At 40.7% G+C, this 8,948-nt stretch carries 8 protein-coding genes and 1 tRNA gene; 8 read left to right on the top strand and 1 reads right to left on the bottom strand.

The window, feature by feature from the left end:
* Nucleotides 1-159 precede the first annotated feature (159 nt).
* Complete coding sequence (gene yhbY, locus C7Y70_RS07450) at nucleotides 160-456, bottom strand: ribosome assembly RNA-binding protein YhbY (protein ID WP_058559834.1); 297 nt, start codon at nucleotides 454-456, stop codon at nucleotides 160-162.
* Nucleotides 457-544: 88 nt separating this feature from the next.
* On the opposite strand from yhbY, the gene rlmE reads away from it, so the two are divergent.
* The 8 genes from rlmE (at nucleotide 545) to C7Y70_RS07410 (ending at nucleotide 8,929) form a co-directional block, all read left to right on the top strand.
* Nucleotides 545-1,174, top strand: coding sequence for a 23S rRNA (uridine(2552)-2'-O)-methyltransferase RlmE (rlmE, locus tag C7Y70_RS07445; RefSeq protein WP_099294464.1), 630 nt, complete (start codon nucleotides 545-547; stop codon nucleotides 1,172-1,174).
* Nucleotides 1,175-1,240: 66 nt separating this feature from the next.
* Entirely contained in the window at nucleotides 1,241-3,181 is a 1,941-nt protein-coding gene (gene ftsH / locus C7Y70_RS07440) for an ATP-dependent zinc metalloprotease FtsH (protein ID WP_099294838.1), read from the top strand.
* Between the two features lie 94 nt (nucleotides 3,182-3,275).
* Nucleotides 3,276-4,139, top strand: coding sequence for a dihydropteroate synthase (folP, locus tag C7Y70_RS07435; protein ID WP_099294466.1), 864 nt, complete (start codon nucleotides 3,276-3,278; stop codon nucleotides 4,137-4,139).
* Nucleotides 4,132-5,481, top strand: coding sequence for a phosphoglucosamine mutase (gene glmM / locus C7Y70_RS07430; RefSeq protein ID WP_099294468.1), 1,350 nt, complete (start codon nucleotides 4,132-4,134; stop codon nucleotides 5,479-5,481). Before folP ends, glmM begins: the two co-directional genes overlap by 8 nt.
* A gap of 72 nt (nucleotides 5,482-5,553) precedes the next feature.
* On the top strand, nucleotides 5,554-6,303 hold the full coding sequence (tpiA, locus tag C7Y70_RS07425) for a triose-phosphate isomerase (protein WP_135474071.1): 750 nt from the start codon (nucleotides 5,554-5,556) through the stop codon (nucleotides 6,301-6,303).
* A 1-nt stretch (nucleotide 6,304) separates the two neighbouring features.
* Nucleotides 6,305-6,655 carry a preprotein translocase subunit SecG gene (gene secG, locus C7Y70_RS07420; RefSeq protein ID WP_135474067.1) on the top strand — a complete coding sequence of 117 codons (351 nt, stop codon included), beginning with the start codon at nucleotides 6,305-6,307 and terminating at the stop codon, nucleotides 6,653-6,655.
* 80 nt (nucleotides 6,656-6,735) lie between these two features.
* A tRNA-Leu gene (locus tag C7Y70_RS07415) sits at nucleotides 6,736-6,820 on the top strand.
* A 483-nt stretch (nucleotides 6,821-7,303) separates the two neighbouring features.
* Entirely contained in the window at nucleotides 7,304-8,929 is a 1,626-nt protein-coding gene (locus C7Y70_RS07410; protein ID WP_099294474.1) for a HAMP domain-containing methyl-accepting chemotaxis protein, read from the top strand.
* Nucleotides 8,930-8,948 lie beyond the last annotated feature (19 nt).

Below are 8,948 nucleotides of genomic sequence, written 5' to 3'. Positions count from 1 at the left end.
ACCTCGCGCCGCGATTAAATCACCCCTAGATTGAACAAATTTCAATCCACAAAGGTCAACACGCCCTAGTGAATGCACATTCATTTACAAATTTTATTTTGAATAAATTATAAGCATAAAAAAACCAGCACAAGCTGGTTTTTTTTCACTAAGAAAAAATTAATTACGTGGTAATTGAATTTTCTTCTCTTCGCTTTGACGGTATAACACAATTGTATGGCCGATAGTTTGCAGTTTTTCTGCACCGGTTTCACGTACAATTGCTTCAAAAATCAATGCTTTAGTTTCGCGGTCATCAGTTGGTACTTTAACTTTAATGAGTTCGTGAATTTCTAAAGCGCTTTGAATTTCCACTACTACACCTTCTGTAAGGCCGTTTGAACCGAGAAGTACAACGGGCTTAAGAGAATGTGCTTGACCTTTTAAAAACTGCTTTTGTTTGTTCGATAATTTCATGTTATTACAAATTTTGCTGAATATGGCTTGAATTAAGGGTATTCTAACGCCATCTAGAGAATATTACTAATTAGTTGCGTGTTAATTTATGACAAATAAAAAACATTCAGCCAGTTCACAGCGATGGTTGAAGGAACATTTTGATGATCCTTACGTTCACGAAGCTCAAAAGAAAGGTTGGCGCTCTCGTGCGATTTTTAAACTTGATGAAATTCAAAATAAAGATAAATTACTACGCCCAGCAATGACCGTAGTTGATTTAGGTGCCGCACCGGGTAGTTGGTCACAATATTTAGCAGATAAAGTGGGTACTAAAGGCCAAGTCGTTGCGTGTGATATATTACCTATGGACTCTCTTGCAGGCGTCGATTTTTTACAAGGAGATTTTCGAGAGGAAGCAGTCCTTGATGCGTTATTAAATCGTATTGGTGGCAAAAATGTAGATGTAGTACTTTCTGATATGGCACCGAACATGAGTGGTAATAGCTCAGTTGACCAGGCAGGAAGCATGTATCTCGTAGAGCTTGCACTGGATATGTGTCATCAAGTACTTAAGAAAAACGGTGCGTTTATTGTTAAAGTTTTCCAAGGTGAAGGGTTTGATCAATATTTGCAAGATGTACGTAATAGTTTTAAAACAGTGAAGATACGCAAACCCGACGCCTCACGTGCTCGATCTCGCGAAGTATATATAGTAGCGACAGGTTACAAACTGTAGTACAGTTGTCTGGCGTTAAGTTGAATTTAAATTAATTGGATACAAGAGGTTAACACCTTGAGCGATATGGCGAAAAATCTAATACTCTGGCTGGTTATAGCTGTTGTGCTAATGTCAGTATTTCAGAGCTTTAATGGTGGCGATCAAATAGATCGTCAAACTAGTTACACTCAATTTGTTAAAGATGCTAGAAATGGTTCTTTACAAGAAGTGGCAATCGAAAGTACCAGTGGCACAATCACCGGCACTAAAACTAATGGTGAGCGCTTCCAAACCATTATGCCTATTTATGACAAAGACATTTTAAATGACTTATTAAAAAGTGATGTGAATGTTAAAGGTGTTAAGCCGGAAGAGCAGTCTTTCTTAGCAAGCATCTTAATTTCTTGGTTCCCGATGTTACTGCTAATTGGTGTGTGGATATTCTTCATGCGTCAAATGCAAGGCGGTGGCGGTAAAGGCGCAATGTCGTTTGGCAAGAGCAAAGCACGCTTGATGAGCGAAGATCAAGTTAAAACAACATTCGCTGATGTTGCCGGATGTGATGAAGCGAAAGATGATGTAACCGAGCTGGTGGATTTCTTACGTGATCCGTCTAAGTTTCAAAAGTTAGGCGGCAGTATCCCTAAGGGTGTACTCATGGTCGGCCCTCCAGGAACGGGTAAAACATTGCTCGCTAAAGCGGTTGCCGGTGAAGCAAAAGTTCCGTTCTTTACAATTTCAGGTTCTGACTTTGTAGAAATGTTTGTTGGTGTTGGTGCATCGCGTGTTCGTGACATGTTTGAACAAGCTAAAAAAGCGGCGCCATGTATCATTTTCATTGATGAGATTGACGCTGTTGGTCGTAAGCGTGGTGCAGGAATGGGCGGCGGTCACGACGAGCGTGAGCAAACCCTAAACCAAATGCTAGTAGAAATGGATGGCTTTGAAGGTAATGAAGGTATTATCGTTATTGCTGCTACTAACCGTCCAGACGTACTTGATCCAGCATTACTTCGCCCAGGTCGTTTTGACCGTCAGGTTGTTGTTGGTTTACCTGATATCCGTGGCCGTGAACAAATCTTAAAAGTTCACATGCGTAAAGTGCCTTTAGGCGACAACGTTGAAGCGGCTGTTATTGCCCGCGGGACGCCAGGTTTCTCAGGTGCTGATTTAGCAAACTTAGTAAATGAAGCTGCTTTATACGCTGCCCGTGGTAACAAACGTGTAGTAAGCATGGCCGAATTTGATGCCGCAAAAGATAAAATCATGATGGGCGCAGAGCGCAAGACCATGGTGATGAGCGAGCAAGAAAAAGAGATGACTGCTTATCACGAAGCGGGTCACGCAATTGTTGGTCGTTTAGTGCCAGAACACGATCCTGTTTATAAAGTATCTATTATTCCTCGTGGCCGTGCCCTTGGTGTAACTATGTACTTACCAGAGCAAGACCGTGTTAGCCATTCTAAAGAATTGCTCGAATCAATGATTTCAAGTTTGTATGGCGGACGTATTGCTGAAGCACTTATTTACGGTGAAGATAAAGTAACTACTGGTGCAAGTAACGATATTGAACGGGCAACTGATATTGCGCGTAAAATGGTAACGCAGTGGGGCTTGAGTGAAAAGCTAGGGCCGTTATTATATTCTGAAGATCAGAATGAAATGTACATGGGTGGCGGCGGTGGCCGTGCTATGAGCATGTCGGATGAAACTGCAAAAGTAATTGATACTGAAGTACGTTTGTTTTCTGATAGAAACTATCAACGCGCTGAAGATATTCTTAAAGAGAATATTGATATCTTACATTCGATGAAAGATGCATTAATGAAATATGAAACAATTGATGCAAAACAAATCGATGACTTAATGGCACGTCAACCAGTTCGCGAGCCTCGCGATGCGCATGACAGACGTGATACAGAAGATAAAAAGCCAGAGCCAGCTCAAGTAAAAGCTGAACCTGAGAATAAAGATCAAGAATCATCGCAAAAAGATGAAACAAACCTTGATGACAAAGCTGAATAATAGTTAAAATAGCTTACCTAAAAACCCCGGGCCACCGGGGTTTTTTGTATCAAAAAGAAAATAATCAATGCAATGGATGTATTGAAGGTGAAAAATGACCACAGTTAATTTACCTCGGGGTCGTAAGTTGCACCTCGACACCCCAATCATTATGGGGATCTTAAATGTTACACCTGACTCCTTTTCAGATGGTGGTTCATACTACCAAACAGACAGCGCTGTCATTCAAGCTCAAACACTCCTTAATGATGGTGCTACCATAATAGACATTGGTGGTGAGTCGACCCGTCCGGGTGCACCTGATGTCACGCTTGAAGAAGAGTTAAACCGTGTAATCCCCGCAATAAACGCAATTAGAGCCCACTCAGAACCAACGGTTAGTGACTGTATAATTTCAATTGATACCAGTAAAAGTGAAGTTATGCGCCAAGCATTACATGCAGGGGCTGATATTATAAATGATGTGCGGGCTTTACAAGAGCCTGATGCGCTTAGCGTAGCTGCCGAGTTTGCAGATGTAGCGATTTGCTTGATGCATATGCAAGGGCAGCCTCGTACTATGCAAAGTAATCCGCAATACAATGATTTATTTGCGGATATCAATCATTTTTTTAAGCAGCGCATTGATGCATGTAAAACAGCGGGTATTAAGCCACAGCAACTTATCCTAGATCCAGGTTTTGGTTTTGGTAAAAGCCTGGCTCACAACTACGAACTATTAAAACGATTTGATGAATTTAATCATTTGGGTTTACCTGTATTAGCTGGCCTATCTCGTAAATCAATGATTGGTAATTTGTTAAATAGAAATACTGATGAACGGCTTGCTGGAAGTTTGGCAGGCGCACTGATCGCGGCGCAAAATGGCGCAAAAATTATCCGTGTACATGATGTAAAAGAAACTGCAGATGTGCTTGCTGTATGGCAAGCTTGCGAACAAGGACTATCTAATGAGTAATAGAAAATATTTTGGAACAGACGGTGTAAGAGGCATGGTTGGAGAATACCCGATCACCCCTGAATTTGCACTAAAACTAGGCTGGGCTGCAGGACGTGTACTGTCAGCAAAAGGCACAAAAAAAGTCATTATTGGTAAAGATACGCGTATTTCGGGCTATATGCTTGAGACATCGCTCGAAGCAGGCTTGATTGCGGCAGGTATCGATGTGGTTTTACTAGGGCCTATGCCAACACCGGCTGTTGCCTATCTAGCGCAAACATTTCGCGCTGAAGCGGGTATTGTAATTAGTGCTTCTCACAACCCATACCACGATAACGGTATCAAGTTTTTCTGTGGGCGAGGCTTAAAATTAGGTGACGATGTTGAACTTCAAATAGAAGCAATGCTTGATGAGCCTATGACATGTGTTGCATCAGACAAGTTAGGTAAAGCCAAGCGTTTAGAAAGTGCTGATGGACGTTACATTGAGTTTTGCAAAAGTCAGTTCCCACAAGGATTATCTCTTGAGGGCTTAAAAATTGTTCTAGATTGTGCCAATGGCGCAACATACCATATCGCCCCTTCAGTTATGCGCGAGTTAGGTGCTGATATTATTTGCCATGCGTGTGAACCAAATGGTGTAAATATCAATTTAGAGTGTGGTGCAACACATGTTGATGCGCTCAAACGTAAAGTCCTAGAGCATAATGCCGATGTAGGTATAGCCTACGATGGAGATGGTGACCGTGTCATGATGGTTGACCACAATGGACGTGTTTTTGATGGTGATGACATTGTATATATTATTGCATGCCAGGCAGCGCAAGACGATATGCTCGGTGGCGGGGTTGTTGGTACTGTGATGTCAAACATGGGCCTTGAAAATGCATTAAAAGCCAAAGGCATTGATTTTGAAAGAAGTAAAGTTGGCGACCGCTATGTAATGGAATTACTACAGAAAAAAGGTTGGAAAATCGGTGGCGAAAGTTCTGGCCATGTACTTAATCTAGATCTTATTAGTACGGGCGATGGTATTATTTCAAGCCTGCAAGTACTTGCTGCCATGGTTGCGCAAAACCGCACTTTAAAAGATTTAGGTGCAGGGTTTACTAAGTACCCAATGAAAATGATCAATGTACGCTACAAAGCAGGCACTGATCCAACGCAAGCACCAGAAGTTATCGCTGCAGTTACTGAGGTTGAGGCTAAATTAGCAGACAAAGGCCGTGTATTATTGCGTAAATCAGGTACTGAACCTGTGGTTCGCGTTATGGTTGAAGCTGAAGAAGAGAAAATGGTGCTTGATAGTGCTCGTAAAATAGCGGATGTTGTCGAATCTATGAGCAAACAAACTGATTAAGAACAATAACCTCTTGTAACTTTGGGCGAGTCGAGTTACTATCTCGCCCGCTTTCTAATCTGGAGTGGAAAAATGGCATTACGCAAGCCGATGGTAGCTGGAAACTGGAAAATGAACGGTTCTTTAGAACTTGTTGAACAGTTATCTAGTGCAATCAAAAACGTAGAATCAACCGATTTAGATGTTGTAATATTTCCACCTTACCCGTTGATCTCACAGCTAGTAGCAAGTGGTATAGCAACAGGTTCGCAAACAGTTTCTGAAAATCAACCAGGTGCATTTACCGGTGAAGTTGATGCTCAGTTAGTTAAAGATTTAGGTGCTAGTCACACATTGGTTGGTCACTCTGAGCGCCGAAGTATATTTGGTGAAAGCAATAGCACTGTTGCTAAAAAGTTTGCTCGTGCACAGCAGGTTGGGTTAACACCTATTCTTTGTGTAGGTGAAAGTGAACAGCAACGTGAGCAAGGACAAACTGAACAGGTAGTTGCTGCACAAATTGATGCGGTAATTAATGAATTAGGTCTAGCAGCACTGAAAGATTCTGTGGTAGCATACGAGCCCGTTTGGGCCATTGGCACAGGTAAGACTGCATCGCCTGAACAAGCACAGCATGTGCACAAATTTATCCGTGATAAAATTGCTGATTTAAATAGCGATTTAGCACAAGGGCTGACCATCCTTTATGGTGGCAGTGTAAATGAAAAAAATAGCGAATTATTATTTGCACAATCAGATATAGACGGCGGCTTAATAGGCGGTGCTAGTTTAAAAGCAGATTCATTTACTGCGATCTGTGAGAGTGCAAAAAGGACCGTATAAGATGTACGAAATTTTATTAGTAGTTTATTTAGTTATAGCGATAGCGCTTGTTGGTATGGTTTTAATTCAACAAGGTAAAGGCGCAGATATGGGCTCGTCATTTGGTTCAGGCGCATCAGGAACTGTTTTCGGTTCTTCAGGCGCAGGTAACTTTATGACTAAAACAACGACTGCTTTAGCAACAATATTCTTTGTTTTAAGTATTGTCCTAGGTAATCTGACTGCGAATCAAATCAAGAAAAGTGATGAGTGGGAAAACTTAGAAGCAGCTCCTGTAGTTGAGACTGTTACTCCTGTAGAAGATGACGTTCCAGTGACTTCTACTAATGAAAAATCTGACGTACCTAATTAAGTAATAAAATTTGAGTTAAACGATTTACAAGCCTCAAGTAAATCAAAGAGTTTAACAAATAAAGTGAAAACTTTAAAAATGCGGTTGTGGTGGAATTGGTAGACACGCTACCTTGAGGGGGTAGTGCTTTAGGGCGTGGGGGTTCAAGTCCCCCCAACCGCACCATATTATAAAACCAGTAACAGCGATGTTACTGGTTTTTTTGTTTTAAGATTAAGTATTTGGACATCCGCTTCAATACAATGTTTTATCTCCTATATATTTATAGCTAAGCTCCACCTCTTGAAAAGTATATTCTAAGAGTGCCTCTATTAAACCAAGTTAGTTCATTGACTCGATTTCTACTCAATAAGTGGTTTAGTAGAAATCGACTGGTTCTATATTTGCCTAAAATGATTAGCAATGAACTCGTAGCAAACAAGTCAATTTTTGCTTAATGCCGAACTATAAGCTAATGTGTTTACTAATAATAAAAACTTATTCATGGCAAGTTTGAGCACGGTTATCTGATACAGGATAGCTTATTGTGGATAAGCATTATTGAAAGCAGAAAATATAATTAAAAAGCTATATAAATTAAAAATATAGCTAATGAATTAGGCTCTATAGCCGATATTACTTTTAGTTAAAATAATTAAGGTACTACGAATGGCGTCAAGCATGTCTTTTCAAAATATCAGTATCACAAAAAAAATCCATGCTATCACCAGTATTGCGGTTATAGCATTTGTGGTGATTGTATTGATAAATTACGTTGCCATGGATGACAACCGCGGGTCATTAGATGAGTTGGAAAAAACATCTTACCAAGTTGTTAAGCTAACCTCTTCAAATGTTGTGTTGCTAGAAAAACTTGATGAGTTATACACCCAGGCAGTTACTTTTGGTGAACAAGAATTAGTTGATAAAGCCAGCGACACCTATGAAAAATTAATGAGCAATATCGATAAAATTACGGCGATAAGTAATAACTATATCGATAGTAAAGTGCGTGACCAGTTAGGTAACTATTCAAAAATTTCATCGCAAATAGCCAATGGTATGATCGATGGAACTGCTGACTTTAGTAAAATACAGCAACAAGCTCAGACTAAAACCCAGATCTACACTTCAGTACTTAAGAGCTTTAAAAACGCCCAAGAGCGTGCAGATGACCGTTTTTTCGAGTTAGTGAAAAATACCAAAGCGCGTTCTGATAAAGCGCTGACTTTAATGCTAGTTGTGTCTTTAGTATCTTTATCACTGTTATTACTCATGGCAGTTTGGATTGCACGAGGCATTGGTGCAGCTGCCAGTGACGCAGCAGATAACTTAAGGTTATTAGGTGAAGGTAAAGGTTCTTTAAGCACACAGTTAACTGTGCGCTCAGAGGATGAGATAGGGCAAGTTGCAATTAATTTCAACTCCTTTATTACCCTTTTAAGAGGTTCAGTGTTAGATGTAATGTCTGTGTGTGAACCGCTAATGGAAAACTCTACGCGTTTAGTGCAAGGGATGGAGCAAGCCGAAAGAGCTACAAGCAAGCAGGCTTCTGATGCTGAAGTCGTTAAACAATCAATGGAAGAAATGAAACAGAGCGTGGGTGATATTTCTCAATCTGCGGCTAGTGCATCTCGTGCTGCGCAAACAGCAGAGCAAGAAGTCGATCAAAGCCGGAGCCAAATTCAAACGGCGGTTTCAGAATCTCAAACACTTAGTAATGAAATCAATCACGCGGCGACTACCATCAATAAGTTAGCTGATGATACAAAAAATGTGACTCAAATTTTAAATGTTATAACGGCCATTGCAGAGCAAACTAATTTACTCGCTCTAAATGCGGCTATTGAGGCAGCTCGAGCTGGAGAACAAGGTCGTGGTTTTGCGGTTGTAGCAGATGAAGTACGAGAGCTTGCATCACGAACTGCTAAATCAACCAACGAAATACGTGAGCTACTTAATACCTTAACTAGCGCTGCAAACGAGTCGGTCAATGCCATGACCTCAGCGAGAGATATGGCAACAAATAATGCTACCGCAGCAAAAAATACGGGTATATCAATTGAAAAAATAGCAGAACAAATACTCGAAATTAATGGTATGAACTCGCAAATTGCAGCTGCAACAGAGGAGCAAACTTCAGTAGCGGCAATGGTAGTTGATAATGTGTCGAATATGCATATGTCTTTCGAAGACACAATGCAGTCATTAGCAGCAGTGAGAGATGTTGCCAAGAACCTTCATTATTTGTCAGATAACTTACTTGATGCTACAGCGAAGTTTAAGGTGGAATAAACTAAACCTGGCATAAAAA

Source organism: Pseudoalteromonas sp. KS88 (assembly GCF_004766475.1).
GTDB lineage: Bacteria > Pseudomonadota > Gammaproteobacteria > Enterobacterales > Alteromonadaceae > Pseudoalteromonas.
This window is presented reverse-complemented; position numbering and strand designations above follow the sequence as displayed.